Origin of the sequence: Methylobacterium litchii (assembly GCF_038442315.1) — a bacterium.
Lineage (GTDB): Bacteria > Pseudomonadota > Alphaproteobacteria > Rhizobiales > Beijerinckiaceae > Methylobacterium > Methylobacterium litchii.
In genome coordinates this window covers 89,895-114,508 of sequence record NZ_JBBXMY010000003.1, presented here as the reverse complement: position 1 = coordinate 114,508, position 24,614 = coordinate 89,895, and the positions used below count along the sequence as shown (strand labels likewise).

At 70.4% G+C, this 24,614-nt stretch carries 24 protein-coding genes; 12 read left to right on the top strand and 12 right to left on the bottom strand.

Annotated features, from left to right (window positions below):
• Nucleotides 1-141: 141 nt before the first annotated feature.
• From AAHF99_RS07935 to AAHF99_RS07920, 4 genes are read left to right on the top strand one after another with little or no spacing between them, the layout of a single operon-like run.
• Nucleotides 142-2,214 (top strand): 3-hydroxyacyl-CoA dehydrogenase NAD-binding domain-containing protein, encoded by a 2,073-nt coding sequence (locus tag AAHF99_RS07935; protein WP_342163601.1) that lies wholly within the window; start codon nt 142-144, stop codon nt 2,212-2,214.
• Nucleotides 2,211-3,395, top strand: coding sequence for an acetyl-CoA C-acyltransferase (locus tag AAHF99_RS07930; protein WP_342163600.1), 1,185 nt, complete (start codon nt 2,211-2,213; stop codon nt 3,393-3,395). The genes AAHF99_RS07935 and AAHF99_RS07930 overlap by 4 nt, the downstream gene beginning before the upstream one ends.
• A gap of 3 nt (nt 3,396-3,398) precedes the next feature.
• The gene (locus AAHF99_RS07925; protein ID WP_342163599.1) at nt 3,399-4,595 is read left to right on the top strand and encodes an acyl-CoA dehydrogenase family protein; all 1,197 of its coding nucleotides are present in this window, start codon (nt 3,399-3,401) and stop codon (nt 4,593-4,595) included.
• 12 nt (nt 4,596-4,607) lie between these two features.
• Nucleotides 4,608-5,762: an acyl-CoA dehydrogenase family protein gene (locus AAHF99_RS07920; RefSeq protein ID WP_342163598.1), complete on the top strand. Its 1,155-nt coding sequence runs from the start codon at nt 4,608-4,610 to the stop codon at nt 5,760-5,762.
• A gap of 29 nt (nt 5,763-5,791) precedes the next feature.
• Here AAHF99_RS07920 and AAHF99_RS07915 read toward each other — a convergent pair whose 3' ends face one another.
• The 4 genes from AAHF99_RS07915 to AAHF99_RS07900 form a co-directional block, all read right to left on the bottom strand.
• Nucleotides 5,792-6,661, bottom strand: coding sequence for a tetratricopeptide repeat protein (locus AAHF99_RS07915; RefSeq protein ID WP_342163596.1), 870 nt, complete (start codon nt 6,659-6,661; stop codon nt 5,792-5,794).
• 291 nt (nt 6,662-6,952) lie between these two features.
• The gene (locus AAHF99_RS07910; protein ID WP_342163595.1) at nt 6,953-8,047 is read right to left on the bottom strand and encodes a 5-(carboxyamino)imidazole ribonucleotide synthase; all 1,095 of its coding nucleotides are present in this window, start codon (nt 8,045-8,047) and stop codon (nt 6,953-6,955) included.
• A complete protein-coding gene (gene purE, locus AAHF99_RS07905) occupies nt 8,044-8,538 on the bottom strand; it encodes a 5-(carboxyamino)imidazole ribonucleotide mutase (protein ID WP_342163594.1) in 495 nt (164 codons plus the stop codon). Before purE ends, AAHF99_RS07910 begins: the two co-directional genes overlap by 4 nt.
• 78 nt (nt 8,539-8,616) lie before the next feature.
• On the bottom strand, nt 8,617-8,835 hold the full coding sequence (locus AAHF99_RS07900) for a YdcH family protein (protein ID WP_342163915.1): 219 nt from the start codon (nt 8,833-8,835) through the stop codon (nt 8,617-8,619).
• Nucleotides 8,836-9,007: 172 nt separating this feature from the next.
• Here AAHF99_RS07900 and AAHF99_RS07895 point away from each other — a divergent pair, with 172 nt between their 5' ends.
• Together AAHF99_RS07895 and AAHF99_RS07890 are read left to right on the top strand one after the other, a co-directional pair.
• Nucleotides 9,008-9,187: a YdcH family protein gene (locus tag AAHF99_RS07895; protein ID WP_342163593.1), complete on the top strand. Its 180-nt coding sequence runs from the start codon at nt 9,008-9,010 to the stop codon at nt 9,185-9,187.
• A 163-nt stretch (nt 9,188-9,350) separates the two neighbouring features.
• Nucleotides 9,351-11,261, top strand: a complete 1,911-nt coding sequence (locus AAHF99_RS07890; protein WP_342163591.1) for a propionyl-CoA synthetase — start codon at nt 9,351-9,353, stop codon at nt 11,259-11,261.
• A 3-nt stretch (nt 11,262-11,264) separates the two neighbouring features.
• On the opposite strand, the gene AAHF99_RS07885 is transcribed toward AAHF99_RS07890, so the two are convergent.
• Complete coding sequence (locus AAHF99_RS07885; protein ID WP_342163913.1) at nt 11,265-11,690, bottom strand: hypothetical protein; 426 nt, start codon at nt 11,688-11,690, stop codon at nt 11,265-11,267.
• Between the two features lie 173 nt (nt 11,691-11,863).
• On the opposite strand from AAHF99_RS07885, the gene AAHF99_RS07880 reads away from it, so the two are divergent.
• Nucleotides 11,864-12,982, top strand: a complete 1,119-nt coding sequence (locus AAHF99_RS07880; protein WP_342163589.1) for an NADH:flavin oxidoreductase/NADH oxidase — start codon at nt 11,864-11,866, stop codon at nt 12,980-12,982.
• Nucleotides 12,983-13,012: 30 nt separating this feature from the next.
• Here AAHF99_RS07880 and AAHF99_RS07875 read toward each other — a convergent pair whose 3' ends face one another.
• Together AAHF99_RS07875 and AAHF99_RS07870 are read right to left on the bottom strand one after the other, a co-directional pair.
• Nucleotides 13,013-13,972, bottom strand: a complete 960-nt coding sequence (locus tag AAHF99_RS07875; RefSeq protein ID WP_342163588.1) for a nucleotidyltransferase and HEPN domain-containing protein — start codon at nt 13,970-13,972, stop codon at nt 13,013-13,015.
• Between the two features lie 318 nt (nt 13,973-14,290).
• Complete coding sequence (locus AAHF99_RS07870) at nt 14,291-15,037, bottom strand: phosphodiester glycosidase family protein (RefSeq protein WP_412759851.1); 747 nt, start codon at nt 15,035-15,037, stop codon at nt 14,291-14,293.
• 179 nt (nt 15,038-15,216) lie between these two features.
• On the opposite strand from AAHF99_RS07870, the gene AAHF99_RS07865 reads away from it, so the two are divergent.
• The 3 genes from AAHF99_RS07865 (at nt 15,217) to AAHF99_RS07855 (ending at nt 18,024) form a co-directional block, all read left to right on the top strand.
• On the top strand, nt 15,217-15,723 hold the full coding sequence (locus AAHF99_RS07865; protein WP_342163587.1) for a hypothetical protein: 507 nt from the start codon (nt 15,217-15,219) through the stop codon (nt 15,721-15,723).
• Between the two features lie 124 nt (nt 15,724-15,847).
• On the top strand, nt 15,848-17,155 hold the full coding sequence (locus AAHF99_RS07860) for an MFS transporter (protein WP_342163585.1): 1,308 nt from the start codon (nt 15,848-15,850) through the stop codon (nt 17,153-17,155).
• A 2-nt stretch (nt 17,156-17,157) separates the two neighbouring features.
• The gene (locus tag AAHF99_RS07855; RefSeq protein ID WP_342163584.1) at nt 17,158-18,024 is read left to right on the top strand and encodes an amidohydrolase family protein; all 867 of its coding nucleotides are present in this window, start codon (nt 17,158-17,160) and stop codon (nt 18,022-18,024) included.
• Here AAHF99_RS07855 and AAHF99_RS07850 read toward each other — a convergent pair.
• Nucleotides 18,021-18,197: a hypothetical protein gene (locus AAHF99_RS07850; protein ID WP_342163583.1), complete on the bottom strand. Its 177-nt coding sequence runs from the start codon at nt 18,195-18,197 to the stop codon at nt 18,021-18,023. The genes AAHF99_RS07855 and AAHF99_RS07850 overlap by 4 nt on opposite strands.
• 174 nt (nt 18,198-18,371) lie before the next feature.
• On the opposite strand from AAHF99_RS07850, the gene AAHF99_RS07845 reads away from it, so the two are divergent.
• Nucleotides 18,372-19,664, top strand: coding sequence for an ArgE/DapE family deacylase (locus AAHF99_RS07845; RefSeq protein ID WP_342163582.1), 1,293 nt, complete (start codon nt 18,372-18,374; stop codon nt 19,662-19,664).
• Here the strand turns inward: AAHF99_RS07845 and AAHF99_RS07840 are convergent.
• Both AAHF99_RS07840 and aptA read right to left on the bottom strand, forming a co-directional pair.
• Nucleotides 19,661-20,722, bottom strand: coding sequence for an SDR family oxidoreductase (locus AAHF99_RS07840; RefSeq protein WP_342163581.1), 1,062 nt, complete (start codon nt 20,720-20,722; stop codon nt 19,661-19,663). The genes AAHF99_RS07845 and AAHF99_RS07840 overlap by 4 nt on opposite strands.
• A gap of 69 nt (nt 20,723-20,791) precedes the next feature.
• Nucleotides 20,792-22,114, bottom strand: a complete 1,323-nt coding sequence (gene aptA, locus AAHF99_RS07835) for an omega-aminotransferase AptA (RefSeq protein WP_342163580.1) — start codon at nt 22,112-22,114, stop codon at nt 20,792-20,794.
• A 146-nt stretch (nt 22,115-22,260) separates the two neighbouring features.
• Here aptA and AAHF99_RS07830 point away from each other — a divergent pair, with 146 nt between their 5' ends.
• Nucleotides 22,261-22,821: a cupin domain-containing protein gene (locus tag AAHF99_RS07830; protein WP_342163578.1), complete on the top strand. Its 561-nt coding sequence runs from the start codon at nt 22,261-22,263 to the stop codon at nt 22,819-22,821.
• A 7-nt stretch (nt 22,822-22,828) separates the two neighbouring features.
• Here AAHF99_RS07830 and AAHF99_RS07825 read toward each other — a convergent pair whose 3' ends face one another.
• Together AAHF99_RS07825 and ccrA are read right to left on the bottom strand one after the other, a co-directional pair.
• Nucleotides 22,829-23,125, bottom strand: coding sequence for an alkylphosphonate utilization protein (locus tag AAHF99_RS07825; RefSeq protein ID WP_342163577.1), 297 nt, complete (start codon nt 23,123-23,125; stop codon nt 22,829-22,831).
• A gap of 142 nt (nt 23,126-23,267) precedes the next feature.
• Complete coding sequence (gene ccrA, locus AAHF99_RS07820) at nt 23,268-24,557, bottom strand: crotonyl-CoA carboxylase/reductase (protein ID WP_243956373.1); 1,290 nt, start codon at nt 24,555-24,557, stop codon at nt 23,268-23,270.
• Nucleotides 24,558-24,614 lie beyond the last annotated feature (57 nt).

Genomic DNA, 24,614 nt, shown 5'->3' with positions numbered 1-24,614 from the left:
AAACCGGGTCCCTCGGCCCGTTCCGCCAGCCGAGACGGTGTTGCGTTCCAAACCTTCCACGCCTTGACAGGCCGGTCCCCAACCGGCCACCCTGGCGGAAATGCAGAACGACATTCCGCACAGCGGAACAGGGAGGGCCCGATGATCAAGCGTGACGACCACGGCGGCATCGCCGTGCTCACCCTCTCCAACCCGCCCGTCAACGCGCTCGGCGCCGAACTCCGCGCCCGGCTCGATGCCGCCCTGGCCGAAGTCCTCGTGGACGAATCCGTGCGCGCCGTCGTGCTGGCGGCCGAGGGCAAGCTGTTCGTCGGCGGGGCCGACATCAGCGAGTTCGGCAAGCCCCCGCAATCGCCGATCCTGCCCGACATCCTGGCCCGGCTGGACGCCGCCCCGAAGCCGGTGGTCGCCGCCATCAACGGCGCGGCGCTCGGCGGCGGGCTCGAACTGGCGCTCGCCTGCCACGCGCGGCTCGCCGCGCCGGGGGCGAAGCTCGGCCTGCCGGAGATCAAGCTCGGGCTCATCCCCGGCGCGGGCGGTACTCAGCGCCTGCCGCGCCTGATCGGCCCGGTCCCCGCCTTCGTCATGATGCTGACCGGCGAGCCGGTGAGCGCCGGCCGGGCCGCCGAACTCGGCTTCGTGGACAAGGTGGAACTCGGCGACCTCGTGGAGGCGGCGCGGGTTCATGCCCGCGAGTTGGCCGATGCCAGCCGGTTGCCCCGCGCCCGCGACCGGGACGAGCCCCTGACGGAATCCGCCCGCGAGGCCTTCGAGGCCAAGGCCAGCGAGGCGCTGAAGCGCGACCCGAACGCCACCAACGTCGCCGCCCTGGTGCGCGCCGTGCGCGGCGCGTTCGAGAAGCCGTTCGACGCAGCGGTGGCCGCCGAGCGCGAGGAATTCCGCGCCCTTGTGGACGATCCCCGCTCGAAAGCCCTGCGCCATGCCTTCTTCGCGGAGCGCGAGGCGGCGAAGGTGCCGGGCCTGCCGAAGGACACGCCCCGCCGGGAGATCGCCCGCGCCGCCGTGATCGGCGCCGGCACGATGGGCGGCGGCATCGCCATGTGCTTCGCCAATGCCGGCATCCCCGTCACGGTGATCGAGACCGAGCAGGGCGCGCTGGGCCAGGGGCTCGACCGGGTGCGCGGCCTTTATGCCGGCTCGGCCAAGCGCGGCTCCATTACCGAGACGGAGCGCGATGCCCGCATCAACCGCATCACCGGGGCGGTCGGCCTCGCCCATGCGGCGGAGGCCGACATCGTGATCGAGGCGGCCTTCGAGGAGATGGGCGTCAAGCGCACGATCTTCACCGAACTCGACCGGATCGCGAAGCCCGGCGCGATCCTGGCCACCAACACCTCCTATCTCGACGTGAACGCCATCGCCGCCGTGACGAGCCGGCCGCAGGACGTGCTCGGGATGCACTTCTTCAGCCCGGCCAACGTCATGCGCCTCGTGGAGGTGGTCCGCGCGGAGAAGACCGCGCCGGACGCGCTGGCCACCGCCCTCGACCTCGGGCGGCGCCTCAACAAGCTGCCCGTGGCGGTCGGCGTGTGCTTCGGCTTCGTCGGCAACCGCATCCTGGAGAAGCGCAGCAAGGCCGGCGAACGGCTGTTGCTCGAAGGCGCGCTTCCGCACGAGATCGACGCCGCCGTGACGGAGTTCGGCTTCCGCATGGGGCCCTACGCCATGAGCGACCTCGCCGGGCTCGATATCGGCTGGCGCTCCCGCAAGGATTTCGGCGGGCGGGCCCCGGTCGCGGATTCGCTGGCCGAGATGGGCCGCTACGGCCAGAAGACCGGGCGCGGCTTCTACCTCTATCCCGAGGGCGCCCGCACCGGCACCCGCGACCCGGAGGTGGAGACGCTGATCGAGCGGGTCTCCGCCGAGCACGGCATCACCCGCCGCCGCTTCACCACCGACGAGATCATCGCGCGGCTGATGTACCCGATGGTCAACGAGGGCGCCCGCATCCTCGATGAGGGCATCGCGGCCCGGCCCGGCGACATCGATACGATCTGGATCAACGGCTACAATTGGCCTGCGTGGCGCGGCGGTCCGATGCACTGGGCCGACGGGGTCGGCCTCGACAGGATCGCCGCCGACCTTAGCCGCTTCGCCGACGAGTCCGGCGACGACAGCTTGGAGCCCGCCCCCCTCCTGAAGCGCCTCGCCGCCGAGGGCGGCCGCTTCGCCGATTGGAAGGCGCACGCATGACCGACGCTGTCATCGTCTCCACCGCGCGCACGCCGATCGGCAAGGCCCAACGGGGCGCGTTCAATCAGACCCACGGCGCCGACCTCGCCGCCCACGCGATCCGCGCCGCCCTCGACCGCGCCCGGCTCGAACCGGAGGCGGTGGAGGAGGTGGTGCTCGGCTGCGGCTACCCGGAGGCCTCGACAGGCGGCAACGTCGCCCGCCGCGCCTCGCTCATCGCCGGGGTGCCCGTCGCCTCGGCGGGGGTCACGGTCTCGCGCTTCTGCGCCTCAGGGCTGGAAGCCATCGCCTCGGCTGCGCGGCGCATCGTGCTCGACGGCGTTCCCGTCGCCGTGGCGGGCGGGGTCGAGTCGATCAGCCTCGTCCAGCCGCATGTGCAGCGCGAACTCACCCGCAACGCGTGGCTCGACGCGCATCTCCCCGCCATCGCCATGCCGATGATCGAGACCGCCGACATCGTGGCCGCACGCTACGGCGTCTCGCGGGAGGCGCAGGACGCCTTCGCCCTGGAAAGCCAGCGCCGCACGGCGGCTGCGCAGGAGGCCGGTCTGTTCGAGGACGAGATCGTGCCGATGAGCGCGGTCATGGCCGTCACCGACAAGGCGACCGGGGAGACGCGGCAGGTCGAGACGCGGCTCGCCAAGGACGAGGGCAACCGCCCCGACACCACCCTCGACGGCCTCGCCAAGCTGAAGCCCGTGCGCGGGGAGGGCGCCTTCATCACCGCCGGGAATGCGAGCCAGCTCTCGGACGGGGCGTCGGCCTGCGTGCTGATGGCCGCCGACGAGGCGGCGCGGCGCGGTCTGACCCCGCTCGGCACCTTCCGGGGCTTCGCCTCGGCGGGCTGTTCGCCGGAGGAGATGGGCATCGGCCCGGTCTTCGCCGTGCCGCGCCTGCTCGACCGCCACGGGCTCACAGTCGCCGACATCGACCTGTGGGAGTTGAACGAGGCCTTCGCCTCGCAATCCGTCTATTGCCGCGACCGGCTCGGGATCGACCCGGCACGCGTCAACGTCAACGGCGGCGCCATCGCCATCGGCCATCCGTTCGGCATGTCCGGCGCCCGCCTCGTCGGCCACGCCCTGCTGGAAGGCCGCCGCCGGGGCGCGCGCTACGCCATCGTCACCATGTGCGTCGCGGGCGGCCAGGGCTGTGCCGGCCTGTTCGAGATCGGAGGCTGATCCATGGATCTCCGCTTCACCCCCGAGGAAGTCGCCTTCCGCGACGAGGTCCGCAGCTTCTGCCGGGAGAAGATCCCGGCCGAGATCCGGCGCAAGGTCTCCGAGGGGCGTGGCCTCTCGAAGGAGGACATCGTCACCAGCCAGCGCATCCTGAACGCCAAGGGCTGGGCGGTGCCGCATTGGCCCAAGGAATGGGGCGGGCGGGATTGGACCACGGTCCAACGCTACATCTACACGGAAGAGCTGTTCCAGGCGGCGGTGCCCCTACCGCAGCAGTTCAACTGCTACATGTTCGGCCCCGTGCTCGCGACCTTCGGACGGCAGGACCAGAAGGAACGCTTCCTGCCCCGCGCCGCCAACCTCGACGACTGGTGGTGCCAGGGTTTTTCCGAACCCGGTGCGGGGTCCGACCTCGCCTCCCTCAAGACGAAGGCCGTGCGCGACGGCGACCATTACATCGTGGACGGCCAGAAGACCTGGACGACGCTGGGCCAGCACGCGGACTGGATCTTCTGCCTGGTGCGCACCGATTTCGAGGCGAAGAAGCAGCGGGGCATCTCCTTCCTGCTCATCGACATGAAGACGCCCGGCATCACCGTGCGCCCGATCATCACCCTGGAGGGCCGGCACGAGGTCAACGAGGTGTTCTTCGACGCGGTGCGGGTGCCCGTGGAGAACCTCGTCGGCGAGGAGAACAAGGGCTGGGACTACGCCAAGTTCCTGCTCGCCAACGAGCGCACCGGCATCGCCCGGATCGGCCTCACCAAGGAGCGGATCACCCGCATCAAGCGCCTCGCCCGCGAGATGCCGGCGGGGGCGGGCACGATGTGGGACGACCGCGATTTCCGCGCCCGCGTCGCCGGCGTCGAGGTGGAGCTGAAGGCCCTGGAGATCACGCAGATGCGGGTCGCCGCCAAGCAGGGCCGGGCGGATTCCGTCGAGCCCGATCCGGCCTCCTCGCTCCTGAAGATCCGGGGCTCGCAATTGCAGCAGGCGGCGACCGAACTGCTCCTCGAACTCGCCGGCCCCTTCGCGCTCGCCGCCCCGGCGCGGGGGCAGGGCGCCAACGACCTGCCGGGCGGGTTCGACTGGGTCGATGCCGCCGCGCCGAGCTACTTCAACAACCGCAAGGTCTCGATCTACGGCGGGTCGAACGAGATCCAGCACAACGTGATCGCCAAGGGTATCCTGGGGCTCTGACGGGAGATCGGCATGGATTTCGACCTGAACGAGGATCAGTCGCTCCTGCGCGACAGCGTCGAGCGGCTCTGCGCCGACCTCTATCCCGCGCTGGAGACCCGGCAGAAGCACGCCGGCGCCCCCCTCGGTTTCCCCGAGGCGAACTGGCAGACATTCGTCGAGCTCGGCATTCCCGGCCTGCCCTTCACGGAAGAGGAGGGCGGGTTCGGCGGCGGGCCGGTGGAGACCATGCTCGTCATGGAGGCGGTGGGCCGCAACCTCGTGGTGGAGCCGCTGCTCGCCTCGGTCGTCCTCGGCAGCACCGCCCTGCGCCTCGGTGGCAGCGCGGCGCAGAAGGAGCGGTACATCCCAGGCCTCGTGGACGGCACCCTGCGGCTCACCCTGGCCCATACCGAGCGGCAATCGCGCTACGACCTTTTCGACGTAGCCACCACCGCCCGCCGCAGCGGTGACGGGTTCATGCTGAACGGCGCCAAATCCGTCGTGCCGAACGCCGACGCGGCCGGGCTGATCGTGGTCTCGGCGCGCGTGTCCGGCGAGCGGCGCGACCGGAGCGGGATCGGCCTGTTCCTCGTGCCCGCCGACGCGGCCGGCGTGAGCGTGACGGCCTATCCGGCCCAGGATGGCGGCCGGGCAGCGGAGGTCTCGTTCTCCGACGTGTCAGTCCCGGCCGACGCGGTGCTGGGCGACCCGGAGGCGGGCCTGCCCCTGCTGGAACGGGTGGTCGAGCACGGCATCGCGGCGCTGGCCGCCGAGGCGGTGGGCTCGATGGAGACCCTGCACCGGCTCACCGTCGAGTACCTGAAGACGCGCACGCAGTTCGGCACCTCCATCGGCGCCTTCCAGGCGCTGCAGCACCGGGCCGTCGACATGCTGATCGAGCTGGAGCAGGCCCGCTCCATGGCGCTCTACGCCGCGATGATGGTGGAGTCGGACGATCCGGCGGCCCGCGCGGCGGCGCTGGCGGCGGTGAAGATCCGCATCAACACCGCCTGCCGTGCCCTCGGCCAGGAGGCGGTGCAGTTGCACGGCGGCATCGGCATGACGATGGAATATCTCGGCGCCCACCACTTCAAGCGCCTCGCGATGATCGCGACGCAGCTCGGCGACACCCCGCATCACATGCGGACGATCACCGACGCGGAGGACGGCCTGCTGGCGGCGTGAGGGGGCAGCCCCTCACGTCCTCCGGGGCGTCAGTTGAACACCGAACCCAAACCGCCCTGCACGCGGGCGAGGCCCGACTTCGCGACGCCGTTGCCCGGGTCGATGGTCGCGGCGCGCTGGTAATTGTCGAGCGCTTCCTTGCGCTGGCCGGACTTCTCGTAGGCGAGGCCGCGATAGGCCCAGGACGTGGCGTCCTTGTTGTTCACGTTGAGCGCCGCGTTGTAGTCTTCAATCGCCTTCGGATACTGGTTCGTGGCGATCAGGCTCTGGCCGCGCGCGGCGTAGGGCGCCGAGACGAAGGGGTTCCGGTCGATGGCCGCGTCGAAATCGGCGATGGCCTGGGTGTCGAGACCCTGCTTCTGCTTCACCAGACCGCGCGCGTGGTACGCCTCGGCCGATTCGGGGCTCAGGCGGATCGCGACGTTGAGGTCGTTGAGGGCGCCGTCGAGGTTGCCCTGCGCCCGCTCCACGTTGGCACGACCGATATAGGCCGGGCCGTAATTCGGATCGGCGCTGATCGCCTTCGAGAAATCCTGCAGGGCGGCGTCGTTGCGGCCGGTCTGGCGCAGGGCCAGCGCCCGGTTGTTGTAGGCCGAGGCCGAGTTCGGATCGAGCTGGATCGCCTTCGTGAAGTCGTTGATCGCCTCGCTGAACTGGCCCGCGCGGGCATAGGCCGCGCCGCGGGTCGTGTAGGCAGCAGCGTCGTTCGGGTTCCGCTGCACCACTTCGCTGAGCGAGGCGATGTTGCTCGTCGTCGCCCCCGTCGTATCCGTTTCCAGCACCGCGTACTGGCGCGCGCCCGCGGCCGAACCCACGGTCTCGCAGCCCGCCAGCCCCGCAGCCGCGACCACCGCCGCGCCGACCAGCGCGGCCTTCACGAGCCCGTTGCGTTGCGTCATCGCCCCATTCTCCCGGGAGCCGCCGCGCCCCGCACGGTGCCCCGCCCCTAGTCCTGTCCGCGCCGGCGCATCGCGCCCGGTTCCGGCAACCCGCGCGCAACGTCGCGCAACGCGGTGAATGCCCCCTTAAGCCGGGCCGCCCGATCGCAGCCGGGCGAACCCTGGAACGGTTGGAAGCGGCGGGATGTGGCGAAGGTATGGCCCCCCGCCGCCGGGCCGCGCAATCGCGCCGCCCGCCGGCTCTTCCGGCGGACGGGTGTGGCGCGCGGGCCGCAACCGGGATGGGTGAAATCAGCCCTTGAGGCGGGTGACGTGGCCCATCTTGCGGCCGGGGCGGGCCTCGCCCTTGCCGTAGAGGTGCAGGTGCGCGCCGGGCTCCGCGAGGAGCGCGCGCCACGCCTCGACCTGATCGCCGATCAGGTTCTCCATCTCGCAGGGCAGGCCGCCGACGCGGGCCGCGCTGCCGAGCGGCCAGCCGCAGACGGCGCGGACGTGCTGCTCGAACTGCGAAGACAGCGCGCCCTCGATGGTCCAATGCCCGGAATTGTGGACGCGCGGCGCGATCTCGTTGACCACGAGCCGCTCGCCGCCCTCGCGCACGAGGAACATCTCCACCGCCAGCACCCCGACATAGTCGAGGGCGTCCGCGATGGCGCGGGCGATGCGGAACGCCTCCTGCGCCGTCTCGGGGGAGACGCCCTCGGCCGGCACCCGCGTGAAGGCCAGGATGTGGTTGCGGTGCTCGTTCTCGCAGAGGTCGAAGGCGGCGAAGCTGCCGTCGGCGCCGCGCGCGGCCACCACCGAGACCTCGCGCTCGAAGGGCACGAAGCCTTCGAGGATCAGCGGCGCGCCGCCGAACTCGGCGAAGATCGCGTTGCGGTCGCCCTCGCCGGGCTCGCGGATGATGCGCTGGCCCTTGCCGTCGTAGCCGAAGCGGCGGGTCTTCAGCACCGCCGGCAGGCCGATCGTCTCCAGGGCGCGGGCGAGGTCGTCGGGGGTGTCCACGGGCCGGAACGGCGCCGTGGGGATGCCGAGCCGATTGATGAATTCCTTCTCCGAGAGCCGGTCCTGCGTCGTCGCCAGGGCTTCGGCGTTCGGGTGGAGCGGCGCGTGGCGGGCCAGCACCTCGGCGGTGGCGCGGGGGATGTTCTCGAACTCGTAGGTCACGACATCCACCGACGCCGCGAAGGCCGCGAGCGCCGCCTCGTCGTCATAGGCGGCGCAGGTGGTGCGGGCGGCCACGTCGAAGGCCGGGCTGTCGGCATCGGGGGCGTAGACATGGACCTTCAGCCCATGGTTCGCCGCCGCGAGGGCGATCATGCGGCCGAGCTGTCCGCCGCCGACGATCCCGAGCACCGCGCCGGGGGCAATCGCGTTCTGCGTCACTGTCCTTGAGTCTCCGGCCGTTCGGCCACGGATGCGCTCTGCGCCGCGCGCCATGCGTCGAGGCGGTCCGCCAGCGCCTCGTCCGAGAGCGCCAGCACGGCGGCGGCGAGCAGCGCGGCGTTCACCGCCCCGGCCCGGCCGATGGCGAGGGTGCCCACCGGCACGCCCGCCGGCATCTGCACGATGGAGAGCAGACTGTCCTGCCCCGAGAGGGCCTTCGATTCGACGGGGACGCCGAAGACCGGCAGGCTCGTCATGGCGGCGGCCATGCCCGGCAGGTGCGCCGCGCCGCCGGCCCCCGCGATCACCACCTTGAACCCGTCCCCGCGCGCGCCCTTGGCGAAGGCGACGAGCCGGTCGGGCGTGCGGTGGGCGGAGACGATGCGGGCATCGTAGGGGATCGCCAGCGCATCCAGGGTCTGCGCGGCATGGCACATGGTCGCCCAGTCCGACTGGCTGCCCATGATGATCGCGACGGGTGGCGCCGACATGCGTGGTCCCAGCAAAAGAGGGCGCTTAACCGCGCAGAACGCGGACCGCAAGGCGGGACGGCTGCCGACCCACCGCTCTCAGGCGATGATGTCCGGCGTCAGCACGTCTTCGATGTGGGAGATCCGGTCCCGCAGGGTGAGCTTGCGCTTCTTCAGCCGCTGGATCTGCAGCTGATCCCCCGCCACGCTCTGCTCCAGCGCCTCGATGGCGCCGTCGAGATCGCGATGCTCCTCGCGAAGCCGGACCAGTTCCGATTCCAGATCGGACTGCCCGTTCTCACCCGACTCAGCCGCCATCGCACCCTGGAAAACCGAAACCCCTTCGAAGGTCAGAAGCATGCGTCACGCCTCGGCGGTGGGCAAGCGCTGGAGCAACCCTTGCGAAAGGTTGCCCAGCGAAAACGCTTCGACAGGCCCGCGAACCTGTGTCAGTCTGCCCGTGTCAGAACAATGACAGGAGATTCGCCTCATGTCGCTGCAGACGCATCTGAGCCAACTCGCCCGCAAGCACGAAGCCCTCGAGCGCGAGATTCAGGAGGCCATCCACAGGCCCTCGGCAAGCGACCAGCAGATAGCGGAACTCAAGCGCCGAAAACTTCACCTCAAGGATGAGATGAACAGGCTGCAAGCCAACGGCACCTTGCACTGACACCCATACGATAGGCCAAGGCAGGCCGCGCCGCTCCCCACAGGACGGCGCGGCTTTTTCATGCCCGAAGGTCCAGGGGCGACACCGATGACGGTGCGGCCGGCGATCTGGTAAGCTCGGCGCGAGACGGCGGAAGACCGTCGCACGACCCCGAGGACACGCCATGCCCGCGAGCCGCTACGCCGAAACCCACGCCGCCGCCGCGCGCGATCCCGAATCATTCTGGCTGGACGCCGCCCGCGCCATCGCCTGGGACCACGCGCCGGAGCGCGCCTTCGATGGAGCCCAGGGCCCCTACGGGCGCTGGTTCCCGGATGGCCGGCTCAACGCCTGCTACAACGCCGTCGACCGGCACGCAGAATCCGACCGCCGCGACCAGGTCGCGATCATCCACGATTCGCCCGTCACCGGCACCAAGCGGACGATCACCTACGGCGCCTTGCGCGACGAGGTGGCGACGCTCGCCGCCGTGCTCACCGACCTCGGCGTCGGCAAGGGCGACCGGGTGGTGATCTACATGCCGATGGTGCCCGAGGCGATGGTCGGGATGCTGGCCTGCGCCCGGCTCGGCGCGGTGCATTCGGTGGTGTTCGGCGGCTTCGCGGCCAACGAGCTCGCCAAGCGCATCGAGGACGCGCAGCCGAAGGTGGTGCTCGCCGCCTCCTGCGGCATCGAGCCGAACCGGGTCGTCGCCTATAAGCCGCTCCTTGATGCGGCCATCGCGGCCTCCGCGCACAAGCCCTCGGCCTGCCTGATCTTCCAGCGCCCGCAATGCCGGGCCGACCTCGACCCCGCCCGCGACCACGACTGGGCCGGGACGATGGAGGCCGCGCGGGCGGCGGGGAAGCACGCCGGCTGCGTGAGCATGGCGGCCACGGACCCCCTCTACGTCCTCTACACGTCGGGCACGACGGGCAAGCCGAAGGGCGTGGTGCGCGACACGGGCGGCTACCTCGTGGCGCTCGCGTGGTCGATGCCGAACCTCTACGGCGTCGCCCCCGGCGAGACCTATTTCTGCGCCTCCGACATCGGCTGGGTCGTCGGGCATTGCTACATCGTCTACGCGCCGCTGCTGCACGGCTGCACGACGGTGCTCTACGAGGGCAAGCCGGTGGGCACGCCGGATGCCGGCGCGTTCTGGCGGGTGCTGGAGGAACACAAGGTCGTGTGCCTGTTCACGGCGCCGACAGCTTTGCGCGCCATCAAGAAGGAGGACCCGCAGGGCGAGCTGGTCGGACGCCACGATCTGTCGGCCTTCCGCTCCCTGTTCCTGGCGGGCGAGCGGGCGGACCCGGATTCCGTCGCCTGGGCCGAGCGGGTGCTCGACCGGCCGGTCATCGACCATTGGTGGCAGACGGAGACCGGCTGGCCCATCGCCGGCAACCCGGTCGGCCTCGGCCTCCTGCCGGTGAAGCGCGGCAGCACCTGCGTGCCGATGCCGGGCTACGACGTGCGCGTCCTCGACGAGGGCGGCAAGGAGGTGCCGGCGGGCACGATGGGCACCATCGCGATCCGCCTGCCCCTGCCGCCCGGCTGCCTGCCGACCCTGTGGGGCTCGGACGAGCGGATGCGCGAGAGCTACCTCACCACCTTCCCCGGCTATTACGACACGTCGGATGCCGGGATCATCGATGAGGACGGCTACATCACCGTGCTCGGCCGCACCGACGACATCATCAACGTCGCCGGGCACCGGCTCTCGACGGGCGGCATGGAGGCGGTGCTCTCCGCCCACCCGGACGTCGCGGAATGTGCGGTGATCGGCATCCGCGACGCCCTGAAGGGCGAGGTGCCCTGTGGGTTCGTCGTGCTGAAGGCCCGCGTCGCCCGCGACCCCGCCGAGATCGAGCGGGAACTCGTGGCGAAGGTGCGGGAGGAGATCGGGCCGGTGGCGGCGTTCAAGCTGGCGCTCACCGTGCCGCGCCTGCCCAAGACCCGCTCGGGCAAGATCCTGCGCGCCACGATGAAGCGCATTGCCGACGACGAGCCCTGGACCATGCCGGCCACCATCGACGACGCGAGCGTCCTCGAGGAGATCGGCGACAGTCTCAGGACCCGCGGGATCGGCGGCTAGGGCTTACTCCGCGTCGTCGTCGTCGCTCGGCAGGCCGATGCCGGCGGCGGGGGTGAGAGTGCCGGTGGCGGTGGGGCCGTTGTCGGGGCTCGTCGGGATGGCGCCGGCACCCATGGCGATCACCTCGGCCATGGCGCGCTCCTTCTCGGGGATGCGCGGATCGCGGGAGATCATCTCGGCCTCGCGCTGGAGGCGCTGGTTGCAGGCGCGAGAGGGAAACCCGCCCTGCGGAGTGCAGGCATCGTGACGGGCGCAGGCCGCGTCGAGGGCGTCGATGGGGGGCAGGGGGGCATTGTTGCCCGGCCCGCAATAATTGCCGTGGATCAACATCTTCGGCCCACCGAAGGCGGCGGGCTGGGCCTGGGAGGCACCCGCGAGGGCGACACAACCGGCGGCGAACACGAACGGAGCGGTGAATCTCGGAAGCATCATGATCGGAATCCTGGGCGATCTCGCCCCCTCAGGCGGCTCGCTTGGGCCGCCGCAGCGCGGCGACGCACACAAAACAGGCCTTCCAATCGGCGGGTTCCCGGTTCGGGACGATGGGGCCGCTTGGCCGCACCGCAGCACTGCCCCAGATTGACCCCATGCCGGAGGACCCCATGACCGCACGCCTGTTCGAGTCCCTCACCCTCGATTCCCTGACCCTGGAGAACCGGATCCTCATCGCGCCGATGTGCCAGTACTCGGCCCGCGACGGGGAGGCGACCGACTGGCACATGATGCATCTCGGTCAACTGGCCATGTCGGGCGCCGGGCTGCTGACGCTGGAAGCCACCGCCATCTCCCCCGAGGCGCGCATCACCGCCTGGGATCTCGGCCTCTACAACGACGGCTGCGAGCGGGCGCTGGCCCGCGTCCTCGGCGCGGTGCGCGAATACGCACCGATCCCGGTCTGCATCCAGATCGCCCATGCCGGCCGCAAGGCGTCGAGCGACGCCCCCTGGTCCGGCGGCAAGCAGATCGCGCCGGATCACCCCTATGGCTGGCGCACCGAGGCGCCGTCCCCGGTGGCGCACGGCGAGGGGGAGGTGCCGCCGCACGCCCTCGACGGCGCCGACCTGAAGCGGGTGCGCGACGAGTTCGTGGCCACCGCCAAGCGTGCCGTGCGCCTCGGGATCGAGGCCGTGGAGCTGCACGGCGCCCACGGCTACCTGCTGCACCAGTTCCTCTCGCCCATCGCCAACAAGCGCACGGACGAGTACGGCGGCAGCCTCGCCAACCGGATGCGCTACCCGCTGGAAATCTACGATGCGGTGCGGCAGGTCGTGCCCGCCGGTTCGCCGGTCTGGTTCAGGGTCTCCGCCACGGATTGGGTCGAGGACGGCTGGGACCTCGACGAGACGGTGGAACTCGCCCAGGCCCTGAAGAAGGCGGGCTCCCCCGCGATCCACGTCTCGACCGGAGGCGTCTCGCCCAAGCAGGCGATCAAGGTCGGGCCGGGCTATCAGGTGCCCTATGCCGAGCGGATCAAGGCCGAGACCGGCCTCACCACCATCGCGGTAGGGCTGATCACCGAGCCGAAGCAAGCCGAGGACATCCTGGCCGAGGGCAAGGCCGACGCGATCTCTCTGGCCCGCGCCATGCTCTACAACCCCCGCTGGCCCTGGCATGCGGCGGCCGAACTCGGCGCGCGGGTACACGCGCCGAAGCAATACTGGCGCTCGCAGCCGCACCACCTGAAGGACCTGTTCAAGGACACGTCCTTCGGCCAGCGGTAAGGCATGGACCCATCCCGCCGCGTGCGCGGCTCACTCCGGGTCGTGCGCGGACGGGAAGGGCTGCTCGACCGGCGGCGGCAGCGTGGCGGGGTCGATGCCCATCCCGGCGAGGTGTCGCTCGCAGGCCGTCCGCACCAGGGCGACAAGCGCGTCCAGGCGGGCGAAGCTGTAGGTCAGTTCCTCGTCGGTGATCTTGTAGTGCTTCGAGTAGCGCGCCTTGATGTAGGCTTGGTAGATCAGTTCGAAGCAGCGACGGGTGAGGCCGTGGTTCGCCGGCCAGACGGCCCGTAGTTCCGGCACCAGGGCCTCTGCCTTCTTGCGCAGGTTGCGGATGTTGTGGGAGGCCGGGGCATACAGCGTCAGCGTCAGCAACACGCAGGTATAGGCGTGCTCGGCCGTCTGATGTGCAAGGAAGGCCGCCCATTTCGGCGCGTTGTTCTTCAGCTGTCTGAATGATTCAAGGGCGCTTTCGGCATCCGGCAGCCAGCCCTGGAAATTGCCGATCGTCTCTTCGCGGACGATCTCCGGCGGCATCTTGCCCGGCGCGGCCAGGGGAAAGCCTTTCGCCTCGTAGAGGGCGATCCCCTCGCGCGCGATGTTGAGGAAGAACGGACGCCCCCGGGCGATCTGGTCGTTCACGTCGGCGTAGGCGTGAAGGATGAAGCCAACCTCGGGAAAACGCTCATCGACCATCCGCCTTCTCAGCAACCGGTCGTCGGCTTCCTCCCAATACTCGGCCTTGTCCGTCAGTTGCGGGTAGTTGACCACGACGAGGATGTCGAAGTCCGACAGGTAGTCGGTCTGAGGGGAATCCACGAAGTCGCCCCGGGCGAAGGACCCGAACAGGACGATCTTGAGGATGCGTCCGCCCCGGGTCCAGGCTTGGGTGCCCCGCTCGGTCTTCTTCTCGAACTCCTCCAGCAGGACGCGCACGACGTAGGCGAGTTGCCGCTGCCGCAGGCGGGGGAGGTGATCGAGGCTGGTCTTCATCACGCGTACCGGGGCCCCCGAGGGGCACCCGCCCGCCTCTACACGATCCGCCCCACCGTTTCGAGCGACGGCGTCGATCACCCCGCCAGCTGCAAGGCTGACGCGAAAGTCCGGCGAGGGTGATGATCGCTCTCAGGATGCTGGGCGAACAGGCCTCCGCCCCCGTCTTTGCGAGCGCAGCGAAGCAATCCAGGGACGCGCCACGTTCGGAAGCGGCCCGCTGCCCTGGATTGCTTCGCTGACGCTCGCAAAGACGGGGCGGGATGGTGGCGCCGTTCAGGCTTCTCGGTCAGACACCGAGGCGGAGGGTGGGCTAACTCATTTCGCCACCGCGCCAATCATCGGCCCCAGCGGCCGCCCGAGATCGGAGCGCCCGAGGTTCGGCGCGTAGAGGCTCGACACCGAGCCGTCGAGGAACAGGGCGTTGCGGCAGCCGAGGTCGTCGCGGAACAGCCGGGCGAAGGCGCCGAAGCTCACCGGCCGCTCGGAAATGGCGAAGACCGCCACGTGCCCCCCGTCGCGGGTGCCGACGCCGTTGCGGATCTTCTGCGACGGCCCGTCGGCGGAAATCTTCGGGTGGATCTGCCCCTCGATCACCAGCATCGGGCCGGATTGCGTGGCGAAATCAGGCTTCAGATGGGCGCGAAGATAGCGCGGCGTGTCGAGCACGCCCGCCTTCTCGCCCTTCACGTAGAACACGCCGTTGGGCTTCAGGTGGAAATTGCCCGGCCCGTCCGCCGTCGAGACGCCGTGCAGCTCGCGCCCGTCCTCGACATAGAGCCCGACCGGCGCCTGATCCTTGTCGTACATGCCGCCGTTCATGGCGAAGGCGAGCGTCGCGCCCTGCGCCTCGGCCAGCGCCTGGAGGGAGGAATAAGCCTGCCCGTCCGGCCGGCGCCAGAACACCCGCAGGCGGCGCTTGCGCAGATCGACGGTGCAGATCGTGAAGCTCTCGCCCTGGGCCTGGATCGCCCGGCAGGGCTCGCCCGCCTCAGGCGCCGCGCGGGCCGGGTGAGACAGGGCGAGGCCGGCGACGAGCGCGAGGAAGGCCGAACGAAGGAGCATGGAACGCATCATCAGGTGGATCGCGCCGTCCCTCTGCCGCCCGAAAACGGCGGTTTTCGCGCAGGGCCGTCGCCCGACGTGCACGGGACCGTGACCGCCTGCCGCGCAAGCCGTGCGAACCGTTTCGCCCAGATGCACGTTTCAGGAGCGATGGGGTTCTGATTTCTAGGAGACGTGAGATGAAGGGTGCAGTGCTCGGTTCTACGCTTCTGGCGGCCGGCGCCCTGGCGCTTGCGCCGGTGAGCGCCGATGCCCGCGGGTTCGGCGGGGGCGGATTCCACGGCGGCGGCTTCGGCGGCGGCTTTCACGGCGGCGGGTTCCATGGCGGCGGCTTCGGCGGCTTCCGTGGCGCGGGCTTCCGCGGCGGTTACGGTGGGTTCCGGGGTGGCTACGGCGGATTCCGTGGCGGATACGGCGGCTATCGCGGTTACAGCTATCGCGGCGGCTACGGTCGCGGCATCGGCTTCGGCCTGGCGGGCTTCGGCCTGGGCCTCGCGGCGGGCGGCCTCTATGGCGGCTACGGCGGGTATGGCTACCCGGGCTATGGCTACGGCTATGGCGGCGGCTACGCCCCGGTCGGCTATTACGGCGGCGATTACGGCTACGGCGGCGGCTGCTACACCGTCCCGCGCGTCCGGTGGACGCCCTATGGCTACCGCCGCGTGCTGATCGAGCGCTGCTACTAAGACCCGCAGACGCTCGATGCGAAGGGGCCGCCCGCGAGGGCGGCCCTTTTCTTTGGACCGGCCGCAAACGCCGTTGGACAGGCTCCGGCACCGGGCCGATACTCCCGTCAAACGGGAGTGCATCATGGATACGGTCGGCGGACAGGGGACGGCGCCAAGCGCCGAGGCGGTCGAAATCCGGGACGCGAGTCTCACCGCCTTCTACCGCTCCATGACGACGCCCGAGCGGCACACCTTCTGGGCCTGCGCCGCCGGATGGTGCCTCGACGGCATGGACTTCATGATCTACCCGCTGGTGATCGGCACGATCATCGCGCTGTGGAAGGTCGATCCCGGCACGGCGGGGCTCGCCGCCACGGTGACGCTGCTGGCCTCGGCGCTGGGCGGCTGGATCGCCGGCTTCATGGCCGACCGGATCGGCCGGGTGCTCACCCTGCAGATCACCATCCTCTGGTTCTCGTTCTTCTCCCTGGTCTGCGCCTTCGTGCAGAGCTTCGAGCAATTGCTTGTGGCCCGCGCCCTCCTCGGCCTCGGCTTCGGCGGCGAGTGGGCGGCCGGCGCGGTGCTGATCGGCGAGACGATCCGCGCCGAGTACCGGGGCCGGGCGGTGGGCTCGGTCCAATCGGGCTGGGCCATCGGCTGGGGCCTCGCCGTGCTCTCGCAGGCGATCCTGTTCTCGGCGCTTCCGCCCGAGAGCGCATGGCGCTGGATGTTCGCCGTGGGCGCCCTGCCGGCTTTGCTGGTGTTCTACCTGCGCCGCCACGTGAAGGAGCCGGAGGTCGCCGCCCGCACCCGCGCCGCCGCCGCCGCGAGCGGCGACCGGCCGAAGCTGTGGGAGATCTTCTCCGGCCCGATCCTCGGCACCACGATCCTCGCCTCGCTGGCGGCGGCGGGCTGCCAGGGCGGCTACTACGCCATCACCACCTGGGTGCCGCGCTTCCTGACGACGGAGCGCCACCTCTCCATCGTCTCCTCCACCGGTTACCTCGCGGCGCTGATCGTCGGCTCGTTCACGGGCTACCTCGTCGGCGCGTGGCTCGCGGACAAGCTCGGGCGGCGGCCGCTCTTCCTGATCTTCTCCCTGGGCGCCATCGCGGTCATCGTCGCCTACACGCAATTGCCGCTCTCGAACGGCGTGCTCTGGCTGCTCGGCTTCCCGCTGGGCTTCTTCGCCTCCGGCTACTTCTCCGGCATGGGCGCCTTCCTCACCGAACTCTACCCGACGCGCCTGCGCGGCTCGGGGCAGGGCTTCTGCTACAATTTCGGGCGCGGCCTCGGCGCCCTGTTCCCGGCCCTCGTCGGCTACCTGTCGGAGCGGGTCGGGCTCGCCTCGGCCATCGCCCTGTTCGCGGCCATCGCCTACGGCATGTTCTTCCTCGCCGCCTTCGCCCTGCCCGAGACGCGCGGACGCGTCCTGCACGCGGACACCTGACCATGAGCGACATCCGCGACTGCCCGGCCCCCGATCCGCATCCCGGCGGCCCGACGCGCTACGCGGTGCCGCCGGGCGCCGTCGACACCCACGCCCACGTCATCGGCCTGCCGCCCGCCTATCCGTTCGTCGCGGAGCGCAGCTACACCCCGCCCGAGGCGCCAGCCGAGCGCTACCTCGCCATGCTCGACGCCACGGGCATGGCGCACGGCGTCCTCGTGCAGGTGAGCGTCCACGGCACGGACAACCGGCGGATGGTCGAGACCCTGCGGGCGAACCGGCAGCGTCTGCGTGGCATCGCGGTCATTCCGCTGGGCCTGCCCGAGCGCGAGCTGGCCGACCTCAAGGAAGCGGGGGTAACGGGCCTTCGCCTCAACGTGCTGTTCGGGGGCGGCGTCGGGCTCGATCAGGTCGAGCGCTACGGCGCGCTCGCCCGCGAGATGGGCTGGCACCTGCAATTCCTGCTCGACGCGCGGCACCTGCCGGAGATGGCCGGCCTGATGGCCCGCCTGCCGGTGCCCCTGGTCTTCGACCATATGGGCCACATGCCGGCCTCGGCCGGAGTGGACCATCCCGGCTTCCAGGCGCTCCTCGGCCTCGTCCGCGACGGGAACTACGTGAAGCTCTCCGGCGCCTTCCGCGTGTCGGACACCGGACCGCCCTACGCGGATACGATCCCCATGGCCCGCGCCCTCAACGATGCGGCGCCGGAGCGCTGCCTCTGGGGTTCGGACTGGCCGCATGTCGCCGCCTGGGACGGACCGCCGAAACTGCCGGCGCTCCTCGACCTGATGGCGGAGTGGGTGCCCGACGAGCATCGCCGTCGGCTGCTCTTCGTCGACAACCCGAAGCGGCTCTACGGTTTCTAGCGGCGGCGGGTCTCGTCCTGGGGCAGGTGGCGGCCGTAGACCTCCTCCTTCTCCGCTCTCTGGCGGATCATCTCGGCATAGGCTTCCCGCATCTCCGGGGAGACGGCGATGCTCTTGCCCTTGCTCGGCTTGCGCTTGGGCGCCTTCTTGAAGGTGTCCCCGGTCTCGCTCATGCGATGCCCTCCGATCCGGGCGGGGATCGCGGCCCCCGCCTGCGAGGGCCGCAGCCAACGCAGCAAAGGCGCGATTCGGCAAGGGCATAGGGCTGCGACACACGGGAAGGCGGCGATCCGCCGTTGACAGGATCGCCCGGCCGGCTTCCCCTCTCGCGACACGAAGGAGTGCCCATGCCGCTGGACCCGACGCTCGCCGCCGAGATCGAAGCCGCCGTCGCGGACGGGTTCGACGCCCAGGTGGAGCACACGCGCAACCTCGTCCGGTTCGCGTCGCTGCGCGGGCAGGAGCAGGCCTGCCAGGATTACGTGTTCGAGACCTTCCGGGCGCGGGGCTACGCCGCCGAGCGCTTCGCCATGGACCGGGCGGCGCTGCAATCGCACCCCGGCGGCGGCCGGATCGACGAGCGCCATTCGGACGCGCCGATCGTGGTCTGTCATCACCGGCCGGCGGGGCAGGCGGGGCGCTCGCTGATCCTGCAGGCGCATGTGGACGTGGTGCCGACCGGCCCCCTCGATCTGTGGCGCCACCCGCCCTTCGACCCGGTGATCGAGGGCGACTGGCTCTACGGCCGGGGCGCGGGCGATATGAAGGCGGGCCATGCGGCCAACCTGTTCGCCCTCAACGCGCTGGCCCGGCTCGGCCTGCAGCCGGCCTCCGCCGTCACCATCCAATCGGTGGTGGAAGAGGAATCGACCGGCAACGGCGCGCTGGCGGCGCATCTGCGCGGCTACCGCGCGGACGCGGTGTTCATCCCCGAGCCGGAGGACGAGGCCCTGGTGCGGGCGAATACGGGGGTGATCTGGTTCACGGTGGAGGTACGGGGCCGTCCCGTCCACGTGCGCGAGATGGGCGCGGGCGCCAACGCCATCGACGCGCTGTGGCGGGTGGTGGGGGCGCTGCGCGAGGTCGAGGCGCGCTGGAACGACGAGCGCGGCCGGCATCGCCATTTCGAGGACGAGGCCCACCCGATCAACCTCAACATCGGCCGCATCGCCGGGGGCGACTGGGCCTCCTCGGTGCCGGCCTGGGCGCGGGCCGATTGCCGGATCGCCCTCTATCCCGGCACGCGGGCGGCCGACGCCGCCGCCGCCATTGAGGAAACCGTCGCGCGCTTCGCTTCGGGCGATGCGTTCCTGGCGCGGAACCCGCCCCTCGTGCGGTTCAACGGCTTCATGGCCGAGGGCTACGTGCTGGAGGAAGGCTCGGAGGCCGAGGCCGTGCTCGGTCGCGCCCACGAACGGGCGACGGGCAAGGCGCTCACCAGCTTCATGTCACCGAGCTACCTCGATACCCGCGTCCACGCCCTCTACGAGAACGTACCGGCCCTTTGCTACGGCCCCCACGCGGAGAACATCCACGGCTTCGACGAGCGCGTCAGCCTCGCCTCGGTGAAGCGCTCCACCACCGCCATGGCCCTGTTCGTGGCCGAATGGTGCGGGGTGGAGCGGAAAGCCTCGGCCTAGGGGATGAGCCGGTCGGCCCGCAGCTGCGCGAACAGGTCGAAGAAGGCGTCGTCGGTCGGCTCGTAGGCGGTGAAGCCGAGGCGGCGGCTGCGGCCCATGTCGGTGACGACCTCGATCGGCCGCCCGAGATCGGCATCCGTGTGCCAGGGCGAGGCGAGCTTGGTCAGGTCCGGCTCCGCGAGGTTGTGGCGCTTGGCGATCTCGGCCCAGAGGGGGCCGTCGCCGGCCATGCGCGGCTCCAGCGGACGGTGCGTGCCGTCGAAGGGCGCGGCCTCGATGCCGAACCATTCCGCGAGGCGCCCCCACATCCAGCTCCAGCGGAAGACGTCGCCGTTCACGACGTTGAAGGCGAGGTTCTCAGCCTTCGGCTCGGTGGAGGCCCAGAGCAGGTGCCGGGCGAGGAGCCGCGCGTCGGTCATGTCGGTCAGGCCGTTCCACTGTGCCGCCGAGCCGGGGAACACGAAGAGCTCGCCCTTCTCGCGGCACAGGGTGGCGTAGCAGGCGAGCGTGGTCCCCATATTCATGGCGTTGCCGACCGCCTTGCCGATGATCGTGTGCGGGCGGTGGACGCTCCATGAGAACCCGTCGCGCTCGGCCGCCGCGAACAGGGCATCCTCCTGGGCGTAGTAGAAGTTCTCGACCGGCAGCCGCCCCTGCTCCTCGCGGAACGGGGTCTGCGGCAGGGTGCCCTTTCCGTAGGCCTCGAACGGCCCGAGATAGTGCTTCAGCCCGGTGACGAGGGCGGCGTGGCGCAGGCTCTTCTGCGGACGCAGCACGTCGAGCACGCCCGCGACCATCGCCCCGTTCACGCGGATCATCTCCGCTTCCGTGTCCCGGCGCTGCCATGTCGCGAGCACCAGATGAGTCGGGGCGAGATCCTTCAGCGCAGCCTCCAGGGAGGCGCGGTCCTGCAGATCCGCGGCGACGGGCTCGACGCCCTCCTGCGCGGTCGGGCGCCGGGCGAGCCCCGCGACGCGCCAGCCCTCGGCGACGAAGCGCGACGCCGCCGCGCTGCCGACGATGCCGCTCGCGCCGACGATCAGGACGGTCTTGCTCATGAATCAGCCTCACTCAGCCCCATCGACGGGGCAACCTGTCCGGCGGCAACCCCTGAGGCGGGGGAGGGTTCAGGCCACCCGGTCGATGGCCGCGCCCAGCACCTCGGCCATCTCGGCGATCTGCCCCGGCTCGACGATGAGCGGCGGCGACAGGGCGACGATGTCCCCGGTGACGCGCACGAGCAGCCCGCGCTGGAAGCAATCCACGAACACCTCGTAGGCGCGCTTGCCCGGCGCGTCGGGGCGCGGTTCGAGCTCGATGCCCGCCACGAGGCCCAGCGTACGGATGTCGATGACGTGCTTGCGCCCGCGCAGGTCGTGCATCGCGGAGGACCAATCCTCGCTGAGGTCGGCGGCGCGGGTGAGGAGCCCTTCCTCCCGGTAGATGTCGAGCGTCGCGATACCCGCCGCGCAGGCGACCGGATGGCCGGAATAGGTGTAGCCGTGGAACAGCTCGATGCCGTCCGGCCCCTGCATCAGCCCGTCATGGATCTGGCGGCTCGCGAAGACCACGCCCATCGGCACGGTCCCGTTGGTGAGGCCCTTGGCGGCGGTAACGAGGTCCGGCGTCACGCCGAAATAATCGGTGGCGAAGGGGGCGCCGAGGCGGCCGAAGCCGGTGATGACCTCATCGAAGATCAGCAGGATGCCGTGCTTCGTGCAGATTTCGCGCAGGCGCTCCAGATAGCCCTTCGGCGGCACGAGGACGCCGGTCGAGCCCGACAGCGGCTCCACGATGCAGGCGGCGATGGTCTCGGCGCCGTGCAGGGCCACGAGGCGTTCGAGGTCGTCGGCGAGTTCGGCGCCGTGCTCCGGCTGGCCCTTCGTGAAGGCGTTGCGGACGGGATCGTGCGTGTGGCGCAGGTGGTCGGCACCGGCAAGTTGCGGGAAGACCCGGCGGTTCGAGACGATGCCGCCCACCGTGATGCCGCCGAAGCCGACGCCGTGATAGCCGCGCTCGCGCCCGATCAGCCGGGTGCGGGTGCCCTGGCCGATGGAGCGCTGGTAGGCCAGCGCGATCTTGAGGGCGGTGTCGACCGATTCGGAGCCGGAATTGGTGAAGAACACCCGGTCGAGCCCGCCCGGCGCGATCTCCGCGAGGCGTTCGGCGAATTCGAAGGCGATGGGGTGGCCCATCTGGAAGGTCGGCGCGAAATCGAGGGTCGAGAGCTGGCGCTCCACCGCCGCCGCGATCTGCCGACGCCCGTGGCCGGCATTCACGCACCACAGGCCGGCGGTGCCGTCGAGGACCGTGCGCCCGTCATCCGCCGTGTAGTGCATCCCCTCGGCCGAGACGAGCAAGCGGGGCGCCGCCTTGAATTGGCGGTTCGCCGTGAACGGCATCCAGAAGGCGTCGAGGGAGGGGGTGTTACGCAGCGGATGGTCGGTCATGGACGGGCTCCGGCTCTGTCCCGGCCAGGGGATACCCAATCGCCGACAGCAACAAGTCCTTTTCTGGCGCGCGCCAACCCCTTGCAGGAGCTTGTGCGGAGGCTGCACTGTTGCGGGATCCGCAACACCTGCAACGGAACCCGCCCATGGACGTCGATGTCGGCGAGCGCCTGCGCTTCGTGCGGGTGCGTCACGGCCTGTCGCAGCGCACCCTGGCCAAGCGCGCGGGCGTGACCAACTCGGCGATCTCGCTGATCGAGGCGAACCGGGTGAACCCCTCCGTCGGCGCGCTGAAGCGCATCCTCGACGGCATACCCATCGGCATGGCCGAGTTCTTCGCCGTCGAGCCGGAGCCGGAGCGCAAGGCGTTCTTCGCCGCCGACGAGTTGACCGAAATTGGCCGCCGCTCGGCGCGGGGCGGCATCTCCTACGGCCAAGTGGGCGACAATCTCTTCGGACGCCGCCTGCAGATCCTGAAGGAGCGCTACGAGCCCGGCGCGGATACCGGCCGGGTGCTCCTCAGCCATGACGGGGAGGAGGGCGGGATCGTGCTCAGCGGACGGCTGGAGGTCACGGTCGGCGAGGAGCGGCGCATCCTCGGCCCCGGCGACGCCTACAGCTTCGACAGCCGCCGCCCCCACCGTTTCCGCTGCGTCGGGCCGCAGCCTTGCGAGGTGGTCAGCGCCTGCACGCCGCCGAGTTTTTGACTCGCGCTCAGCGCTTGCGCACGAACTCCGTGCGCAGAACCAAGCCCTTGATGGTGTCGTGGCGGCAGTCGATCTCGTCGGGGTCGTCCGTCAGGCGGATCGAGCGGATCACCGTGCCCTGCTTCAGGGTCGTGCTCGTGCCCTTGACCTTCAAGTCCTTGATCAGCGTCACCGCATCGCCGTCGGCAAGCGCATTGCCGGCCGCGTCGCGGACCACGATGGCGGCGGGAGCGGACGCCGCGCCGGGGGGCAGCCACTCGCCGGTGGCCTCGTCGTACACGTAGGATTCGTCGTCGCCGGTCACGTCTCGGGGCTCCCGCCGCGGCGTTCCCCGAAAGCAGGAACGGCCTGTCAAGCGTCGCCGTTGTCGCGCCCCGCCCGGCGACGGGCAAGGGCGGGACGCGCAGGGCAGCACCGCTTCGAGGCGGTGCCGCCCCGCGAAAGCCTTACCGCTTGAGCGGACCGGCCTCGATCACGTCCTCGACGGTCCGAAGACCGGCGCGGGGGGAGTTCACGAGGCAGGCCATGTTGCCCGGCGGGTGCTGGTTCTTCCACATCTTGGTGTGCGCCTGGGGGATCTTGTCCCAGGGGAAGACCTCGCTCATGCACGGGTCGATCCGGCGGTCCAGCACGAACTGGTTCGCGGCCGAGGCTTGCTTGAGATGGGCGAAATGCGAGCCCTGGATGCGCTTCTGGCGCATCCACACGTAGCGGGCGTCGAAGGTGATGTTGAAGCCGGTCGTGCCGGCGCAGAACACCACCATGCCGCCGCGCTTCACCACCAGCGCCGAGACCGGGAAGGTCGCCTCGCCGGGGTGCTCGAACACGATGTCGACGTCGTTGCCCTTGCCGGTGATGTCCCAGATCGCCTTGCCGAATTTTCTCGCCTCTTTCGTCCAGGCGTGAAACTCGGGGGAGTTCACCTTCGGCAGCTGGCCCCAGCAATCGAAGTCCTTGCGGTTGATGACGCCCTTGGCGCCGAGGCTCATCACGTAGTCGCGCTTCGACTCGTCCGAGATCACGGCGATGGCGTTGGCGCCCGAGGCCGCGCAGAGCTGCACGCCGAACACGCCGAGGCCGCCGGAGGCGCCCCAGATCAGCACGTTCTGGCCGGGCTTCACCGTGTGCGGGGCGTGGCCGAACAGCATCCGGTAGGCGGTAGCGAGCGTCAGCGTGTAGCAGGCGGCCTCTTCCCAGGTGAGGTGCTGCGGACGCTTCATCAGCTGGCGCGACTGCACTCGGCAGAACTGGGCGAAGGAGCCGTCCCCGGTCTCGTAACCCCAGATGCGCTGCGAGGGCGAGAACATCGGGTCGCCGCCGTTGCACTCCTCGTCGTCGCCGTCGTCGCGGTTGCAGTGGACGATGACCTCGTCACCGACCTTCCAGCGCTTCACCTTGGAGCCGACCTTCCACACGATGCCCGACGCGTCGGAGCCGGCGATGTGGTACTCGCCCTTGTGCACGTCGAAGGGCGAGATCGGCTCGCCGAGGCCGGCCCAGACGCCGTTGTAGTTGACGCCGGCGGCCATGACGTAGACCAGCACCTCGTCGTCGCCGATGTCCCACACCGGCAGGACTTCGAGCTGGTGCGACTGCTCCGGCGGCCCGTGGCGCTCACGCCGGATCGCCCAGGCGTACATCTTGGCCGGCACGTGACCGAGCGGGGGGATTTCCCCCATCTCGTAGAGGTCCTTGACCTCGCGACCTGCTTCCTGGATCGCAGCGCTCGCCGCCATCTCGATCTCCTCGCTGACGCGCGGTCTTATGCAGTGCCGCGGTTCTTCGACTTCCGC

Bases quoted from the DNA above. Each gene is read 5' to 3' on its own strand.
- AAHF99_RS07935 (WP_342163601.1), top strand. From the start codon at position 142: ATGATCAAGCGTGACGACCACGGCGGCATCGCCGTGCTCACCCTCTCC.
- AAHF99_RS07930 (WP_342163600.1), top strand. From the start codon at position 2,211: ATGACCGACGCTGTCATCGTCTCCACCGCGCGCACGCCGATCGGCAAG.
- AAHF99_RS07925 (WP_342163599.1), top strand. From the start codon at position 3,399: ATGGATCTCCGCTTCACCCCCGAGGAAGTCGCCTTCCGCGACGAGGTC.
- AAHF99_RS07920 (WP_342163598.1), top strand. From the start codon at position 4,608: ATGGATTTCGACCTGAACGAGGATCAGTCGCTCCTGCGCGACAGCGTC.
- AAHF99_RS07915 (WP_342163596.1), bottom strand. From the start codon at position 6,661: ATGACGCAACGCAACGGGCTCGTGAAGGCCGCGCTGGTCGGCGCGGCG.
- purE (WP_342163594.1), bottom strand. From the start codon at position 8,538: ATGTCGGCGCCACCCGTCGCGATCATCATGGGCAGCCAGTCGGACTGG.
- AAHF99_RS07900 (WP_342163915.1), bottom strand. From the start codon at position 8,835: ATGGCGGCTGAGTCGGGTGAGAACGGGCAGTCCGATCTGGAATCGGAA.
- AAHF99_RS07895 (WP_342163593.1), top strand. From the start codon at position 9,008: ATGTCGCTGCAGACGCATCTGAGCCAACTCGCCCGCAAGCACGAAGCC.
- AAHF99_RS07890 (WP_342163591.1), top strand. From the start codon at position 9,351: ATGCCCGCGAGCCGCTACGCCGAAACCCACGCCGCCGCCGCGCGCGAT.
- AAHF99_RS07885 (WP_342163913.1), bottom strand. From the start codon at position 11,690: ATGCTTCCGAGATTCACCGCTCCGTTCGTGTTCGCCGCCGGTTGTGTC.
- AAHF99_RS07880 (WP_342163589.1), top strand. From the start codon at position 11,864: ATGACCGCACGCCTGTTCGAGTCCCTCACCCTCGATTCCCTGACCCTG.
- AAHF99_RS07875 (WP_342163588.1), bottom strand. From the start codon at position 13,972: ATGAAGACCAGCCTCGATCACCTCCCCCGCCTGCGGCAGCGGCAACTC.
- AAHF99_RS07870 (WP_412759851.1), bottom strand. From the start codon at position 15,037: ATGCTCCTTCGTTCGGCCTTCCTCGCGCTCGTCGCCGGCCTCGCCCTG.
- AAHF99_RS07865 (WP_342163587.1), top strand. From the start codon at position 15,217: ATGAAGGGTGCAGTGCTCGGTTCTACGCTTCTGGCGGCCGGCGCCCTG.
- AAHF99_RS07860 (WP_342163585.1), top strand. From the start codon at position 15,848: ATGGATACGGTCGGCGGACAGGGGACGGCGCCAAGCGCCGAGGCGGTC.
- AAHF99_RS07855 (WP_342163584.1), top strand. From the start codon at position 17,158: ATGAGCGACATCCGCGACTGCCCGGCCCCCGATCCGCATCCCGGCGGC.
- AAHF99_RS07850 (WP_342163583.1), bottom strand. From the start codon at position 18,197: ATGAGCGAGACCGGGGACACCTTCAAGAAGGCGCCCAAGCGCAAGCCG.
- AAHF99_RS07845 (WP_342163582.1), top strand. From the start codon at position 18,372: ATGCCGCTGGACCCGACGCTCGCCGCCGAGATCGAAGCCGCCGTCGCG.
- AAHF99_RS07840 (WP_342163581.1), bottom strand. From the start codon at position 20,722: ATGAGCAAGACCGTCCTGATCGTCGGCGCGAGCGGCATCGTCGGCAGC.
- aptA (WP_342163580.1), bottom strand. From the start codon at position 22,114: ATGACCGACCATCCGCTGCGTAACACCCCCTCCCTCGACGCCTTCTGG.
- AAHF99_RS07830 (WP_342163578.1), top strand. From the start codon at position 22,261: ATGGACGTCGATGTCGGCGAGCGCCTGCGCTTCGTGCGGGTGCGTCAC.
- ccrA (WP_243956373.1), bottom strand. From the start codon at position 24,557: ATGGCGGCGAGCGCTGCGATCCAGGAAGCAGGTCGCGAGGTCAAGGAC.